Genomic DNA, 13,659 nt, shown 5'->3' on the forward strand with positions numbered 1-13,659 from the left:
TTCGAGGCCAACTCCTACCGCGACTACCTCGAACTCCACGGCCTGTCCGTCCAGTTGGCCGAAGCCCTGGCCGAGTACTGGCACGCCCGGGTCCGGAGCGAACTCGCCATCGGCTCCGGAGACCCGGACACTCTGGACGGCATGCTGCGCACCGAGTACCAGGGCTGCCGCTACTCCTTCGGCTATCCCGCCTGCCCGGATCTGGAGGACCGCGCCAAGATCGCGGTCCTGCTGCGGCCGGAACGGATCGGTGTCGAGCTCTCCGAGGAGTTCCAGCTGCACCCCGAGCAGTCCACCGACGCCCTCGTCATCCACCACCCCGAAGCCGGCTACTTCAATGCGGGAGGCCGGGGATGAACGCCCTGCGCGACACGCTGGCCACGGGAGCGCGCTCGCTGTCCTTCGAGTTCTTCCCGCCCAAATCCGCGGCCGGCGAGCGGGCACTGTGGCAGGCCATCCGCCGTATCGAGGCGCTGTCGCCGACGTTTGTCTCCGTGACGTACGGGGCCGGTGGTTCCTCCCGCGACCGGACGATCGAGGTCACCAAGCGGCTGGCCGCCGAGACCACACTGCGGCCGGTGGCCCATCTCACCGCCGTCGGCCACTCGGTCGCCCAGCTGCGGCACATCATCGGGCAGTACGCGGACGCGGGCGTACGCGATGTGCTCGCCCTGCGCGGCGATCCGCCCGGCGCCCCCAACGGTCCCTGGCGTCCGCATCCGCACGGGCTGCGCCATGCCCAGGAGCTGGTGAGGCTGGTGAAGGAGTCCGGTGAGTTCAGCGTCGGCGTGGCCGCCTTCCCCGAACGGCACCCCGCCTCGCCGGACTGGGACAGCGACATCCGTCATTTCGTCGCCAAATGCCGGGCCGGCGCCGATTACGCCCTCACCCAGATGTTCTTCCGCGTGGAGGACTATCTGCGGCTGCGGGACCGGGTCGCCGCGGCCGGGTGTGACACCCCGGTCATTCCCGAGATCATGCCGGCCACCGACGTACGCCAGATCCGCCGCTTCGCCGAGCTGAGCCATGCGGCGTTCCCCGAAGATCTGGCGCACCGGCTGGAGGCGGCCCGTGACGACCCCGCGGCAGCCCATCGCATCGGCGTCGAGCACGCCACCATGATGGCCGAGCGGCTGCTGGCCGAAGGAGCGCCGGGCCTGCACTACATCACCCTGAACCGGTCCACCGCGACACTGGAGATCCACCAGAACCTCGGCCTGTCCACCGCCGTCCCACAGCGGCAACCGGACCGACACTAGGAAGAGGACACCCCATGCATCCCCTCGTCCCTGCGGAGGCCGGCACATGAAACTCCTGGTGACCGGCGGAGCCGGATTCATCGGCTCCCACTACGTCCGCACCCTCCTCGCCGGCGGCTACCCGGGCCATGAGAAGGCCTCGGTGACCGTCCTGGACAAACTCACCTACGCGGGCAACCGGGCGAACCTGCCGGCGAGTCACCCCCGGCTGGCCTTCATCGAGGGGGACGTCTGCGACCGGGGACTGCTCCTCGACCTGCTGCCGGGCCACGACGCGGTGGTCCACTTCGCCGCGGAGTCCCATGTCGACCGCTCCCTGACCGACGCCGGCGCGTTCGTCCGCACCAACGTCGGCGGCACCCAGACGCTGCTCGACGCCTGTGTCGCCGCCCGCATACCGCGGGTCGTGCACATCTCCACGGACGAGGTGTACGGGTCGATCGCCGAGGGCGCCTGGACCGAGGACCACCCGCTGCTGCCCAACTCCCCCTACGCCGCGTCCAAGGCGTCCGCCGATCTCGTCGCCCGCTCGTACTGGCGCACCCACGGTCTCGATCTGTCGATCACCCGGTGCTCCAACAACTACGGCCCCTACCAGCACCCCGAAAAGCTGATCCCCCGGTTCGTCACGAACCTGCTGCAGGGAGAACCGGTGCCCTTGTACGGGGACGGCAGGAACGTACGGGAGTGGCTGCACGTCGACGATCACTGCCGGGCCATCCAGCTGGTGCTGACCCGTGGGGAGGCCGGCGAGGTCTACAACATCGGCCAGGGCAACCAGCGTTCCAATCGGCAGATGACCGAGCTGCTGCTGGAGCTGTGCCATGCGGACCCGCAGCTGGTGCGCCGGGTGCCCGACCGCAAGGGCCACGATCTGCGCTATGCGCTGGACGACGGCAAGATCCGCCGTGAGCTGGGGTATGCGCCGGCGGTCTCCTTCGCGCGGGGCCTGGGCGAGACGGTGGACTGGTACCGGGACAACCCGGCGTGGTGGAAGCCGTTGAAGAGCGATACGCAGTGAACGGTGCGGCCCGCCGGGCGCCCGGTGCGCGGCTTCCCTGACGGGCGGCCGCGCACCGGGCGCTGTCGAACGTCCCACGCGCAAGGGGTGGTGCGGCCCGCGGGGGGGGCCCTCCCGGCGGGGGGGCGGCGCCGGGGGGGGGGCCCCCCCCCCCCCCCGCGGGGGGGGGGGGGCCCGGGGCCCCCCCCCACCCCTCCTCGCTGCTTCCCCGGGCCGGTCAGCCCCCGGCCGCCGCCAGCAGCACCGCCGAGTAGTTCTTGCGGGCCGCCGTGTCGTACTGGAGCGCAATGTGACCGGCCGCCGAGGTGACGTCCCGCCACAGTCGCTGGAGCGGTGCGGACTCCCCCAGGCCACCGGTGCCCGCCGCACGGACCAGCAGGCCGACGGCGTCGGTGCACAGCTCCGCGGCGAAGGTGGCGTTGCGCTCGTTGCGGGCCATGTGCTCGGGCGTGAAGCGGCGCTCGTCGAGCACCTCGGCGTTCTCCTCGACGAGGTGGCGTGCGGCGTCGATCCGGCCGGAGGCCCGGACCAGCAGCAGCTCGTTCGACGGGTTGCGACGCCGGCCGGTCATGGTCGCCGCGCTCGACGCCAGCGCGCCGGCGGCGGCTCCCACGACCGGCGCGATGAAGGTCAGTCCGCCGACGGCCTGGAACGGCACGTTGTGAGCGGCCACATCGGAGTCGGCACTGCGGCCGGTCAGCATGTCGGCCCGGTCGAACGACAGATGACCGGGGACGGCGACCCCGTCCACCGACACCGTATGGCTGCCGGTGGCGCGCATCCCCACGTTGTCCCAGGTCCGCTCGACGGTGCAGACCGCGCGCGGCAGGGCGAAGAACCGCATCAGGGGCGGTCCGTCGCCGCCGTCCGGGCCGCCGGCCACCGTGGCGCACACCAGCACCCGGTCGGCGAAGTCGATGCCGCTGACGTAGGCCCAACGGCCGGAGAGCCGCCAGCCGTCGCCGTCGGGCACCGCACGCCCGCCGGGCATCAGCGCGGTGGCGATCACCGGGTCCGGGCTCGCTCCCCAGACCTCCTGATGGCCGCGGGCGGGCAGATGGCTGGTGAAACGGGCCGAGTAGGCGCTCAGCGAGGCACACCAGGCGGTCGCCGCACAGGCCTCTCCGATCGTGAGGACCGCGCGGGTCAGCTCCGCGAACGTGCCCTCGGCGCCGCCGAGGGAGCGGGCCACGAAGTGCCGGGCGAAGCCCGCGCCGCGCAGGGCGTCGATGACGTCGGGGGAGAGCGTTCCGGTGCGGTCCGCCTCGGCCGCGTGCTCGGCCGCGAGGATGCGCACCTTCTCCGCGGCCGGGACGAGCCCGGTGTCCAGCTGTGTATCGGCAGGCATCCTCATGTCCTCCTGTGATGACGGGCCTTGCGGTGCGGTGACCGGTCGGGTGGGGGGGCGGGCCGGGGGGTGTCGTCACCCTCCCGTCGAGCCGGAAAGGAGCTTGACGACACCGCCTAGAGGTCGGCTGCACCGGCCCTGGACCTCGGCCGGGGCGAAGGCAACGCGGCGGCCGGGACCGGCGCGGACAGAACCGGCGAGGCCCCGGACCGCGCCGTTGGGGTCCGGGGCCTCGGAAGGCAGGGGCGTACGGGGTGCTGGCGTCCCTGCGCGGTGGCACGGCGCGCCCCGGGGTGGTGGACGCACCGCGCGCCACACGGCGGCGGGGCACCGCCGCGGGAGCGGGTGGGCGGACGGGAGAGGCGGGCCGGGGGAAGCCGGCGGCCGCTCGGTCCCGTCTGCCGGTGGCTGTCAGATGGCGCGGGCGAACCGCTCCAGCGTCTCCCCCGGGCTCGGCCCGTCCAGCGCCTTGAAGATGCCGAACGCGCCCTCACCGTGCCGGTGCAGCTTGACGTGGGCCAGCTCCACCTTCGTGGTGCGGTCGTCGACGGCCGTGAAGTCGACCTCGATCTCGCTCGCCCGCTCGTCGTCCGGGATCGACTGCCAGTGCCCGTCGATGCGCCAGGTCATCACGAGGCGGCGCGGCGGGTCCCACTCCAGGACGCGGCCCCAGGCGATCTCGTTGCCGTCCACGTCCCACTCGTAGTAGCGGCCGCCGACGCCGGGTTCGAAGGCGAGGCCGGCGCGTTCCTTCTTGACGAGGATGTGCGACGGCGGCCACCAGTCCGCGGGCCGCTCGGTGAACACCTTGAAGCAGTGCTCAAGTGTGGCCGCGACCGTCACCGACTTGCGTACGTCCGGGATCGTCTGCGGCGGGGTCGGTGCCTGTGTCTGCTCGGGCACGGCTCCTCCTTCATGTCCTTCGTGGCTGGGCGCACCCGCACGCTGACCCGCTCGCCTCGACACCGCGTCGAGTCCCGCTCGACCCGCCGCCGTATGCCTGCCCACCCGGGTTCTCCCCCGCCCGCGACCGCCCGCGGCGCTCCAGAGGCAGTCGAGACGCGCGCAAGGCCGCGCCGCCACCGTCGGCAGTCCGCGGCCACGACAACGGGAGAGCACCATGACTGACGCACCACGACGAGTCGCCTTCGTCACCGGCGCCACCAGCGGGATCGGCCTGGCCGTCACCGAGTTGCTGGCCCGTCAGGGCAGTGCCGTGTTCGGCGTGTCCCGCGGCGAGGAGAATGTGCACAGCACCGTCAAGCGACTGCGCGCGGAGGGGCTGGAGGTCTCCGGGACCACCTGCGACGTCTCCTCGCCGGAGCAGATCCGTGCGGCGGTGCGGCAGGCCGTCGACACCTACGGACGCATCGACATCCTCGTCAACAACGCGGGCCGCAACGGCGGCGGCGAGACCGCGAAGATCGACGACGCGACCTGGCTCGATGTCATCGACATCAACCTCAACAGCGTCTTCCGGGTCACCCGCGAGGTGCTGACCACCGGGCGGATGCAGGACGGCGGCTGGGGCCGGATCATCAATATCGCGTCGACCGGAGGCAAACAGGGTGTGGTGCTGGCGGCGCCGTACTCCGCCTCGAAGCACGGCGTCGTCGGCTTCAGCAAGGCCGTCGGCCTGGAGCTCGCCAAGACCGGGATCACCGTCAACGCGGTCTGCCCCGGTTTCGTCGAGACGCCGATGGCACAGCGCGTACGCCAGGGCCACGCCGAGCACTTCGGCATCTCGGAACGGGACGTCCAGGACAAGTTCGAGGCCAGGATCCCGACCGGCCGCTATGTCACCCCCGAGGAAGTGGCCGGTCTGGTCGGCTATTTGACCACCGATGCCGCCGCCTCGGTCACCGCGCAGGCGCTCAACGTCTGCGGCGGACTCGGCAATTACTGATCCGGCACCCCGCCGCGGACGACAGAGACGGAGCCCCACCGATGACCGACCCCGGCACCACCCTCCTGGACCATCCCGACACCGCCACGTTCCGGGCGGCCATGGGAACGTTCCCCACCGGCGTCACCCTGCTGACCCAGGGCTGCGGCGACCGGACGATCGTGATGACGCTCAACAGCCTCGCCTCGGTCTCCCTCGACCCGCTGCTGATCCTGGTGTCCGTGAAGAAGGACGGACGGATGCGGCCGAGGATCCGGCGCGGCGGCGGCTACGCCGTCAACGTGCTCGGCGAGCAACACCACCGGCTCTCCACGGAGTTCGCCCGCCCGGACCGCCCCGAGGGGCAGCGGGCGATGGCCCGTATCGGCGCCGTCGAGGGCACCACCGGCAACGCTGTCATCCCGTCCGCCGTGGCCGCCTTCGAATGCCGGCTGGACACCGAGTACGAGGCCGGCGACCACGTCCTGCTGATCGGCCGGGTGGTGGCCGTGCACCGCGCGCCCGACGAGGCCCGCCCGCTCGTCTTCCACCAGGGCCGCTACACCCGGCTGTCCGGCACCCAGGAGACCGCGTGAACGCCCCCGCGGCCGCCGGCACCACCACGGCCCGCACCCCCCGGCCGGCGGCCGGCGCACCCACGCTGCGGGAGCTGGCCGACGGCGTCTTCGTCTACGAACAGCCCGACGGCGGCTGGTGCCTGAACAACGCCGGAGTGATCACAGGAGGCGGCCGGTGCGTCCTCGTCGACACGGTCGCGACCCGCGCCAGGGCCGAGCGACTGCGCGACGAGGTGACGCGCGTGGCGCCCGGCGGCCCGGACACCGTGGTCAACACCCACTTCCACGGCGATCATGTCTTCGGCAACTCCCTCTTCACCCCCCGCGCCACCGTCATCTCCCATGAGGGGGCCCGCGGCGACATGGCCGAGTCGGGGCTCGGCCTGTGCCGGCTGTGGCCGGGCGTCGACTGGGGCGAGATCACCCTCGCCCTCCCCGATCTGACGTTCACCGAGCGGCTGACGCTGCGCGTCGGCGAGCTGCACGTCGAGCTGCTCCATGTCGGCCCGGCCCACACCGCCCACGACGTGGTCGTCTGGGTGCCCGAACGCCGGGTGCTGTTCACCGGCGATGTGGTGTGGTCCCAGGTGACGCCCTACGTCCTGATGGGTTCGGTCGCCGGCTCCCTGCGTGCCCTGGAGCGGCTGCGCGCCCTGGGGCCGGAGACCGTCGTCCCCGGCCACGGCCCGGTGGCCGGGCCCGGGATACTGGACGCCACGGAGGACTATCTGCGCTGGCTGGCCCAGCTGGCCGAGGACGGTCTGCGCGCCGGCCGCACCCCGCTGGAGACCGCCCGCGCCGCCGATCTGGGCCGCTTCGCCGGCCTGGTGGACGCCGAGCGTCTGGTCGGCAATCTGCACCGCGCCTACGCCGAGGCAACGGGCCTCGCGCCCGGCGCCCGTATCGACGTCGCGGCCTCGTTCCAGGAGATGGTCACCTTCCTCGGCCACCTCCCGGCCTGCCACGCCTGACGGCCACTCCCCCGGGCGCGCGGCCGCCTGCGTGCACATGTGTGAGGGCGGTGGGAGATCTCCCACCGCCCTCACCCATGTGCACCTTCCCCCGTCCCCTCCGTGCCTGCCGTTTCCGACGCTCCTGCCGTACCGGGAGACGTGTCGTCAGACGGCGGCCGGGCTGTCGCGGTGGATGACCCGTGACTGCGTCAGCAGCTGCCCGTCCCGCCGCACCAGCACATCCTCGACCGTGAAGGTCGGTTCGAAGGTCACGACGCCCGCCCGGTCGGTCCGGGTGACCAGGGAGTAGTACGACACCCTCAGCTCCTCACCCGTGGGGTCGACGGGCTCGATCAGCAGATGGTCGAACCAGTGCCGCACCGCGATGTCGCGGTAGCGGGGCAGGGCCGCACGCATCCCGGCGACCATGGCCTTCCGCCCCTTCGCCAACTCGCCGTTGGCGTGCAGCACTTCACCGTCCTCGGCGAATGTCTCGGCGAAGCCCTCGATGTCCAGGGCGTCCACGCGGCGCATCTGGCGCGCGTAGAAGGTCCGCACCTCGGCGTAGAGGTCCCCGGTGACCTGACGTTCCGTTGTCCGTACCACCTGCGACACGGCTGCTCCCTCCGCTGACCGCCGGCCGCCACGGACGGCGACCGGGCCACGGCCCACTCTTCCGCCCGGGGCTGCAGTACCTCTCCAGCGCCGCTGGAGTTCGGCGGCCGTCGACCGCGGGCAGGCTGCGGTCGGCGACGAGAGGAAGCCGGGGAGAGGAGGCCGGCAAGTGGAGGCCGGGGAGAGGAGGCCGGGGAGCAGCGAAGGAAGCACGCCGGGCCGGGCAGGCAGATGGCCCACCCGATACTGCATTCACTGAGCCATTGGTACCGTCACGAGCCCCAGGAAGCTCGCCGCCCCGTGAGGAGGCCGTTGCACCATGGCCGTGGATGCCCTCGACGCCAAGATCCTCCGGCTGCTGCTGGAGCAGCCGCGCACCAGTGTGCGGGAGTACGCACGTCTCCTCGGCGTCGCCCGGGGAACCGTCCAGGCGCGCCTGGACCGCCTCGAACGGGACGGTGTGATCACCGCCTACAGCCCCCTGCTGTCCCCCGCCGCGCTCGGCCATCCCGTGCTCGCCTTCGTCCACATCGAGGTCACCCAGGGCCATCTGGAGGAGGTGGCCGACGCGCTGGCGGAGGTCCCGCAGATCATCGAGGCGTTCTCGACGACCGGTGGCGGGGATCTGCTGACCCGGGTGGTGGCACGGGACGCGGCGCATCTGGAGGATGTGATCCAGCGGTTGATCAGCCTGCCGGGCGTGGTCCGCACCCGTACGGAGGTGGCGCTGCGCGAGCGGGTGCCGCATCGCATGCTGCCGCTGGTCGAGGAGGTCGGCACCGCCGGGTCGCGATGAGCCGGCCGCTTGGCATGCTGGTGGGTATGAGCACCTCCGCCGCATCCCGGGTCACGGCCGCCCCACCCGCTCCGGTGATCTTCGATCTCGACGGCACGCTGGTGGACAGCGAGCCCAACTACTACGAGGCGGGGCGCCGGCTGCTGGCCGGGTACGGTGTGCCGGACTTCAGCTGGGAGCACCACACCCGCTTCATCGGCATCGGCACCCGCGAGACCCTGGAGATTCTCAGCCAGGAGTTCGGCATCGCCGCGCCGCTCGACGAGCTGCTGGCGGGCAAGAACCGTACCTACCTGGAGCTGGCACGGGCGCACACCGAGGTCTTCCCCGAGATGCGCGCGTTCGTGGAGCGCCTGTCGGCGGCCGGGCACCCGATGGCCGTGGCATCCGGTTCGTCGCGGGCCGCGATCGAGGCGGTGCTGGCCGGTACCGGGCTCGATGCGCTGCTGACCACAGTCGTGTCCGCCGAGGAGGTGGCGCACGGCAAGCCCGAGCCGGATGTGTTCCTGGAGGCGGCGCGCCGGCTGGGTGTCGATCCTGCCCGCTGTGTGGTGCTGGAGGACGCGGCGCCCGGCGCGCTCGCGGCACACCGGGCGGGAATGCGGTGCATCGCCGTCCCGTATGTGGCCGCCACCGCCGACGACCCGGCCTTCGCGAGCGCCGGGCTGCTGTTCAAGGGCGGTCAGGGGGAATTCACGGCGCGGGCCGCATACGACTGGCTCGGGCAGCCGGTCCGGTCTTCCCCCTGACCGGGGTGGGTCACTCCAGGTCGAGGGACTTGCATTCGGCGGCGAGATCGCCGGCGCAGAGCAGGTCGGTCCGGACGGTGCCGTCGCGGACGACGGTGTCCTTCATATTCTTCCTGGTGACGATCTGCGCCTTGAACAGCTGGGCGGGGACAGCGGACTTGCTGTTGCTGTGTGCGGTGTCCGACGTCAGGGACTTGATGCTCTTGCCCCGCAGCAGACGGAAGGCGATTTCGGCGGCGGTTTCGGCCTCCGGCCTGACTTCCTTGTAAATGGTGAAGGACTGGGTACCGGCTATCAGCCGCTGCAGCGCGGGGAGTTCGGCGTCCTGGCCACCGACCGGCACATTCTTGACACCGGCCGACTTGAGCGCCGCGGCGATACCGCCCGCCATACCGTCATTGGCCGAGTAGACCGCGTCAAAACCCGCGGCGCCATGGGCGTTGATGAAGTCGGTCATCTCCTTCTTGGCCGTCGCGGCGGACCAGTCGGGGATGTCCTTCTCATAGACGATCTTACGGACCTTGCCGTCGAGGACGTCATGGGCGCCCTTCTTGTAGGACGGCGCATTCGGGTCGGTCGGCGAGCCGTTCATCATGACGACGTCGGAAGCGGCCGCCTGGGAACCGAGAGCGGCGAGAATCCCCTGCCCCTGGAGCCGGCCGATCTTTTCGTTGTCGTAGGAGACATAGGCCGCGACATCGCCCTCGGCGAGCCGGTCGTACGCAATGACCTTGACGCCCTTCTTGGCGGCCGAGTCCACCCAGTTCTTGGCCGCCGCGGCGTCGACCGGGTCCAGGATGATGACCTTGACGCCCTTCTTCACCAGGGCGTCGAACTGTCTCTTCTGGGCGTCGACCTTCTGCTCGGCATTGTGGTAGTCGAGCTTGCATTCGAGGCAGAGGGACGCAACGCGCGAGGAAATGATGCGGCGGTCGAACTTCTCGTACCGGGCGGCTTTGCTCTCCGGAAGGAGCAGCCCAATGGAGTCCTTGCCGGCACCGGCGTCCTGGTGATCACTTCCACAGGCCGCCAAGGGCGCTGCGAGCGAGAGCGCCATTGCGCCGGTGAGGGCGCGCCGCATTATTGCATTCATTCCCGGTACCTCCAAAGGGGCCGCCTGACCGGCCCAGAACGGCTGAATTGAACGTCATCTCCGGCCCTACCGTCAAGAATCGAAGCAATAACGATGTGGGAGTGAGCCGTGATTTGACTCTCTGAAACCCCGCCGCTCGGCAGGCCTTCCGGCCGGTCCCGAAACGGTCAATTCATTCCGGAACACTCCGTAACGCTCCGGTCCTCACCCCTGCCACTTCGGCGGCGGGAAGCGGGCGGACACCGGGGCCCGCACCGCCGGTCGTCCCGTCAACCAGGGCATATCCCAGTGGAGTTGGCGACCGTAACGCGCGTCGGCCGCACGTGCGAACACCTGCTCGGCCTTTCACCGCGCCTGCCGGATCGCGGGAAGCGCGAGAAATAGGTGCCGGGCGCAGCCTTCGGGGATGGCCAGGGAGCCGGGCCGGGAATTGGTCAAGACCACTCAGAACCGGGCCGACGGCGTCGCGGCGACGACGGCGCCGGCCGCTTTTCCCGCACCGCAACCAAATGCGGCGGCAGAAATGGGGAATCCCTGGGAATGTCTTTAGCTTAATTTTTTGAGCCCGAGTCCTCACCACGAGAACCCGGGCCATGACGATCTCTGACCCGCTTCGCTCACTGTGCGCGGCCCGGCCGGGACGTCCGGCGCAGCCGCACCGGGTCAGCCCACCCAGCCGCCCGTGAGGCCGAGCACCGCCGAGCCGTCCAGGTCGGTGAGCTTGGTGCCGGTGAAGCCGCGTGCCCAGTCCGACGTCTGGATACGGAACGCGGGCCGGTCCGCGGTGAGCGCCTCCAGCACGGCCTCAGCGGCCTCGGCCGGGGTCTGCGCGCTGCCGAGGAACTGGGCGACGGTGCGGTCCAGGTACGCCTGCAGCGCGTCCGCGTAAGGGCCCGCCGCGGCGACCTCGCCCGCCAGGTCGACCCCGATGTTGTTGACGAATTCGGTCGCCACGGCGCCGGGCTCGACGACGGAGACCGTCACCCCGAGCTCCGCCGCCACCGGCGCCAGGCTCTCCATGTAGCCCTCGACGGCGAACTTGGCCGCGCAGTAGGCCTCGTTGAAGGGCTGACCGACGACCCCGCCGACGCTGGTGACGGTGATCAGACGGCCGCCGGAGGCGCGCAGATGCGGCAGCGCCGCCTTCGAGACATGAAGCACGCCGAAGAAGTTGACCTCCATCACCGTGCGCACCTCGGCAACGGTCTCGTTCTCCAGCGTGCCGAGGTGTCCGCCACCCGCATTGTTGATCACGGCGTCGAGACGGCCGTAATCGGCGATCACTCCGTCGACCGCCGTGGCGACAGAGCCCTCGTCGACGACATCGAGCTGTCGGACATCGAGCTCCGCCCCCGCCTCCCCGGCCGCCTTGCGCAGGGCGTCGGCGCGGCCGGTATCGCGCAGCGTGGCCACGACCCGCCAGCCCGCCTGCGCCGCGGCGACGGCGGCAGCCAGGCCGATGCCGGAGGACGTGCCGGTGATCAGAACAACCTTGGAAGACATGGCAAACCTTTCGGCCCCGTGTGACGGAGCAATTTACGTGCGTGTACACACACCATAGACATTATGTGTACGCACACGCAACCGGTAGCCTTGCGGTATGGCAAAAAGGAAGCTCACCCAGGCCGAGATGCCCGTGGCCGACCACGCTTTCTACGGGCTGGTCTGGGCCGGAACCGTCCTCACCGAACGCGTGGACCGCGCCCTGAGCAAGGCCCACGACCTACCGGTCTCCTGGTTCGAGGTGATGCTCTGGCTCGCCTCCAGCCCGGACCCGGTCCCGGCCTCCGTGCTCGGCAACAGCACCATGCTCAGCCGCAGCCAGGTCTCCCGTGTCGTGGACGCCCTCCAGAGCCGCGGGCTGGTCACCCGCACCCCGTCCGCACGCGACGCACGCTCCGTCGAGGTGTCCCTCACCCCGGAAGGCCGCCGGCTCTTCGAGGAGGCCGATGCCACCCGCCGCTCGTGTCTGGCCCCGGTGTTCACCGATCTCCTCGACCAGGAGGACCTCGAAGCGCTGAGCGCGGTGTGGCAGAAGCTCAAGGCCAACAAGGACGGCTGAGGACGGCCCTGGACCGCCTCACGGATCAAGGCGGGCCGGGCGGAGCCGCCGGCGCCTCAGTGCGCGATCGTCCGGGCGATGTCCAGGGTGAGTCGCTGCCAGGGGTCGCGCGGGTCACGCGTGGTGAGCTCGCCGATGCGGCGCAGCCGGTAGCGCAGTGACTGGGGGTGGAGGCCGAGCCTCCGGGCGGCGGCGGTCGCGGAGCCCGTGTCCAGGTAGGTGGTGAGCGCTTCCAAGAGGTGCCGGCGGCCGGGCTGGACGAGCGGGCCGAGGATCAGTCGGCTGATCTGTTCGGGAGTGGTGGCGGGTCGTCCGCCGAGGAGCGCCAGCACCTGGGCGTCGCCGTCCGTCAGGACCCGCGCGGGGTGGTGGGCGTGCGCGGGTGCCGTCTCCAGGGCGTCGGCCGCCAGACGGTAGGCGACGGCGATCCGGTCCAGGCTCTCCCCCGAGATGGCACAGCCGCGCAGGCCCCGCTCGCCCAGGGCCCGGGGCACGGCCCCACCGGCCGCGGCGGGCAGCAGCAGGACGGCGCGCGAGCCCCGGACCGTCACCAGCGGGGTGTCGCCACCGTGGCCGTCGAGCGGGGCAAGGAGCCCGAGGGCCGCCTCCTGCGTCACGACGGCGCCGTCCGCGTCGGCGGGCTCCGCCACCAAGAGGCAGTAGGGGTCCGGGAGTTGTCTGCCCAACCGCGCGGCCCGGTCGGTCAGCGCGCCGATGGAAGCGTGCCGTCCCGCGATCAGGTCGTCGAGGAGCAGCCGCAGCGCCCGGTCGCGGTCCGCGGTGAGATCTTCGCTGGTGGCGGTGTAGGCCGTGGCCATCTCTTCGGAGAGGGTGTCAAGGGTGGTCAGCGCCATCCGCGCGAGCGCGAAGGCGTCCGGTGCGCCCGGCGGGGGTGTGGCGGCCGCAACCTCGTCGGTCATCACCGTCGCCGCGACCCGGTAGGCCCGCAGGACCGCCTGCATCGGGCGGCCGTCCGCGGCCCGCGCCGCCGCGATACCGCGGAACCTGCGGACGTCGGCCGGGGTGAGTGCGCTGTCGGTGGCCCAGAGATGGAGCAACCGGTCCAGCGCCCAGGCGGCGATGGCCCGCACCTCGTGGAGGCGGCCGTCATCGAGGGCGGCATAGGCCGGGACCTGCTCGCGCACGGCGGCGACGATCGTCGCGACCACCCTGGGATCGGCGAGCAGCTGCTGCCGTACACGCTCCCGTTCCTTCATCACAGGGTGATGATTCCACCCGCGTGTTGTGCGCATCGCGGTGGACGGGTGTTGTCACTGTCGCCAGGATCTCGGTGAGCACG

The 13,659-nt window shown here is 71.3% G+C and carries 15 protein-coding genes; 9 read left to right on the forward strand and 6 right to left on the reverse strand.

Translation table 11 applies throughout. From position 1 onward, the window contains the following. The 3 genes from ACGFWI_RS08920 to rfbB all read left to right on the forward strand — a co-directional run. Positions 1-357, forward strand: a 357-nt coding sequence (locus tag ACGFWI_RS08920) for a vitamin B12 dependent-methionine synthase activation domain-containing protein (protein WP_393905249.1), incomplete at its 5' end; no start/stop codon positions are given. After that, on the forward strand, positions 354-1,259 hold the full coding sequence (metF, locus tag ACGFWI_RS08925) for a methylenetetrahydrofolate reductase [NAD(P)H] (protein WP_393905250.1): 906 nt from the start codon (positions 354-356) through the stop codon (positions 1,257-1,259). The genes ACGFWI_RS08920 and metF, both read left to right, overlap by 4 nt. A 46-nt stretch (positions 1,260-1,305) precedes the next feature. Further along, on the forward strand, positions 1,306-2,280 hold the full coding sequence (rfbB, locus tag ACGFWI_RS08930) for a dTDP-glucose 4,6-dehydratase (protein WP_393905251.1): 975 nt from the start codon (positions 1,306-1,308) through the stop codon (positions 2,278-2,280). Between the two features lie 217 nt (positions 2,281-2,497). Here rfbB and ACGFWI_RS08935 read toward each other — a convergent pair whose 3' ends face one another. Further along, on the reverse strand, positions 2,498-3,628 hold the full coding sequence (locus ACGFWI_RS08935; protein WP_393905252.1) for a hydrolase: 1,131 nt from the start codon (positions 3,626-3,628) through the stop codon (positions 2,498-2,500). 411 nt (positions 3,629-4,039) lie between these two features. Then, positions 4,040-4,531: an SRPBCC family protein gene (locus tag ACGFWI_RS08940; protein ID WP_393905253.1), complete on the reverse strand. Its 492-nt coding sequence runs from the start codon at positions 4,529-4,531 to the stop codon at positions 4,040-4,042. A gap of 217 nt (positions 4,532-4,748) precedes the next feature. On the opposite strand from ACGFWI_RS08940, the gene ACGFWI_RS08945 reads away from it, so the two are divergent. The 3 genes from ACGFWI_RS08945 to ACGFWI_RS08955 are packed head-to-tail and all read left to right on the forward strand — an operon-like array spanning position 4,749 to position 7,062. Continuing rightward, positions 4,749-5,534: an SDR family NAD(P)-dependent oxidoreductase gene (locus tag ACGFWI_RS08945; RefSeq protein ID WP_393905254.1), complete on the forward strand. Its 786-nt coding sequence runs from the start codon at positions 4,749-4,751 to the stop codon at positions 5,532-5,534. A 41-nt stretch (positions 5,535-5,575) separates the two neighbouring features. Beyond that, entirely contained in the window at positions 5,576-6,109 is a 534-nt protein-coding gene (locus ACGFWI_RS08950) for a flavin reductase family protein (RefSeq protein WP_393905255.1), read from the forward strand. After that, on the forward strand, positions 6,106-7,062 hold the full coding sequence (locus ACGFWI_RS08955; protein WP_393905256.1) for an MBL fold metallo-hydrolase: 957 nt from the start codon (positions 6,106-6,108) through the stop codon (positions 7,060-7,062). The genes ACGFWI_RS08950 and ACGFWI_RS08955 overlap by 4 nt, the downstream gene beginning before the upstream one ends. Before the next feature lie 147 nt (positions 7,063-7,209). Here the strand turns inward: ACGFWI_RS08955 and ACGFWI_RS08960 are convergent, their stop codons facing one another. Further along, a complete protein-coding gene (locus tag ACGFWI_RS08960; RefSeq protein ID WP_393905257.1) occupies positions 7,210-7,659 on the reverse strand; it encodes a nuclear transport factor 2 family protein in 450 nt (149 codons plus the stop codon). A 319-nt stretch (positions 7,660-7,978) separates the two neighbouring features. On the opposite strand from ACGFWI_RS08960, the gene ACGFWI_RS08965 reads away from it, so the two are divergent. After that, positions 7,979-8,455: an Lrp/AsnC family transcriptional regulator gene (locus ACGFWI_RS08965; protein WP_393905258.1), complete on the forward strand. Its 477-nt coding sequence runs from the start codon at positions 7,979-7,981 to the stop codon at positions 8,453-8,455. A 26-nt stretch (positions 8,456-8,481) separates the two neighbouring features. Then, positions 8,482-9,204, forward strand: coding sequence for an HAD family hydrolase (locus ACGFWI_RS08970; RefSeq protein ID WP_393905259.1), 723 nt, complete (start codon positions 8,482-8,484; stop codon positions 9,202-9,204). 10 nt (positions 9,205-9,214) lie between these two features. Here ACGFWI_RS08970 and ACGFWI_RS08975 read toward each other — a convergent pair whose 3' ends face one another. Then, positions 9,215-10,297 (reverse strand): sugar ABC transporter substrate-binding protein, encoded by a 1,083-nt coding sequence (locus ACGFWI_RS08975; RefSeq protein WP_393905260.1) that lies wholly within the window; start codon positions 10,295-10,297, stop codon positions 9,215-9,217. A 663-nt stretch (positions 10,298-10,960) separates the two neighbouring features. Further along, on the reverse strand, positions 10,961-11,800 hold the full coding sequence (locus ACGFWI_RS08980) for an SDR family NAD(P)-dependent oxidoreductase (protein ID WP_393905261.1): 840 nt from the start codon (positions 11,798-11,800) through the stop codon (positions 10,961-10,963). A 97-nt stretch (positions 11,801-11,897) separates the two neighbouring features. Here ACGFWI_RS08980 and ACGFWI_RS08985 point away from each other — a divergent pair, with 97 nt between their 5' ends. Further along, entirely contained in the window at positions 11,898-12,359 is a 462-nt protein-coding gene (locus ACGFWI_RS08985) for a MarR family winged helix-turn-helix transcriptional regulator (RefSeq protein WP_393905262.1), read from the forward strand. A 56-nt stretch (positions 12,360-12,415) separates the two neighbouring features. On the opposite strand, the gene ACGFWI_RS08990 is transcribed toward ACGFWI_RS08985, so the two are convergent. Next, the gene (locus tag ACGFWI_RS08990; RefSeq protein ID WP_393905467.1) at positions 12,416-13,576 is read right to left on the reverse strand and encodes a PucR family transcriptional regulator; all 1,161 of its coding nucleotides are present in this window, start codon (positions 13,574-13,576) and stop codon (positions 12,416-12,418) included. Positions 13,577-13,659 lie beyond the last annotated feature (83 nt).

The organism is Streptomyces sp. NPDC048434, assembly GCF_043200375.1.
Lineage (GTDB): Bacteria > Actinomycetota > Actinomycetes > Streptomycetales > Streptomycetaceae > Streptomyces.

Coding starts and splice junctions, on each gene's coding strand:
- metF (WP_393905250.1), top strand. CDS start 354: ATGAACGCCCTGCGCGACACGCTGGCCACGGGAGCGCGCTCGCTGTCC.
- ACGFWI_RS08935 (WP_393905252.1), bottom strand. CDS start 3,628: ATGCCTGCCGATACACAGCTGGACACCGGGCTCGTCCCGGCCGCGGAG.
- ACGFWI_RS08950 (WP_393905255.1), top strand. CDS start 5,576: ATGACCGACCCCGGCACCACCCTCCTGGACCATCCCGACACCGCCACG.
- ACGFWI_RS08945 (WP_393905254.1), top strand. CDS start 4,749: ATGACTGACGCACCACGACGAGTCGCCTTCGTCACCGGCGCCACCAGC.
- ACGFWI_RS08970 (WP_393905259.1), top strand. CDS start 8,482: ATGAGCACCTCCGCCGCATCCCGGGTCACGGCCGCCCCACCCGCTCCG.
- ACGFWI_RS08975 (WP_393905260.1), bottom strand. CDS start 10,297: ATGAATGCAATAATGCGGCGCGCCCTCACCGGCGCAATGGCGCTCTCG.
- ACGFWI_RS08985 (WP_393905262.1), top strand. CDS start 11,898: ATGGCAAAAAGGAAGCTCACCCAGGCCGAGATGCCCGTGGCCGACCAC.
- ACGFWI_RS08980 (WP_393905261.1), bottom strand. CDS start 11,800: ATGTCTTCCAAGGTTGTTCTGATCACCGGCACGTCCTCCGGCATCGGC.
- rfbB (WP_393905251.1), top strand. CDS start 1,306: ATGAAACTCCTGGTGACCGGCGGAGCCGGATTCATCGGCTCCCACTAC.
- ACGFWI_RS08990 (WP_393905467.1), bottom strand. CDS start 13,576: ATGAAGGAACGGGAGCGTGTACGGCAGCAGCTGCTCGCCGATCCCAGG.
- ACGFWI_RS08965 (WP_393905258.1), top strand. CDS start 7,979: ATGGCCGTGGATGCCCTCGACGCCAAGATCCTCCGGCTGCTGCTGGAG.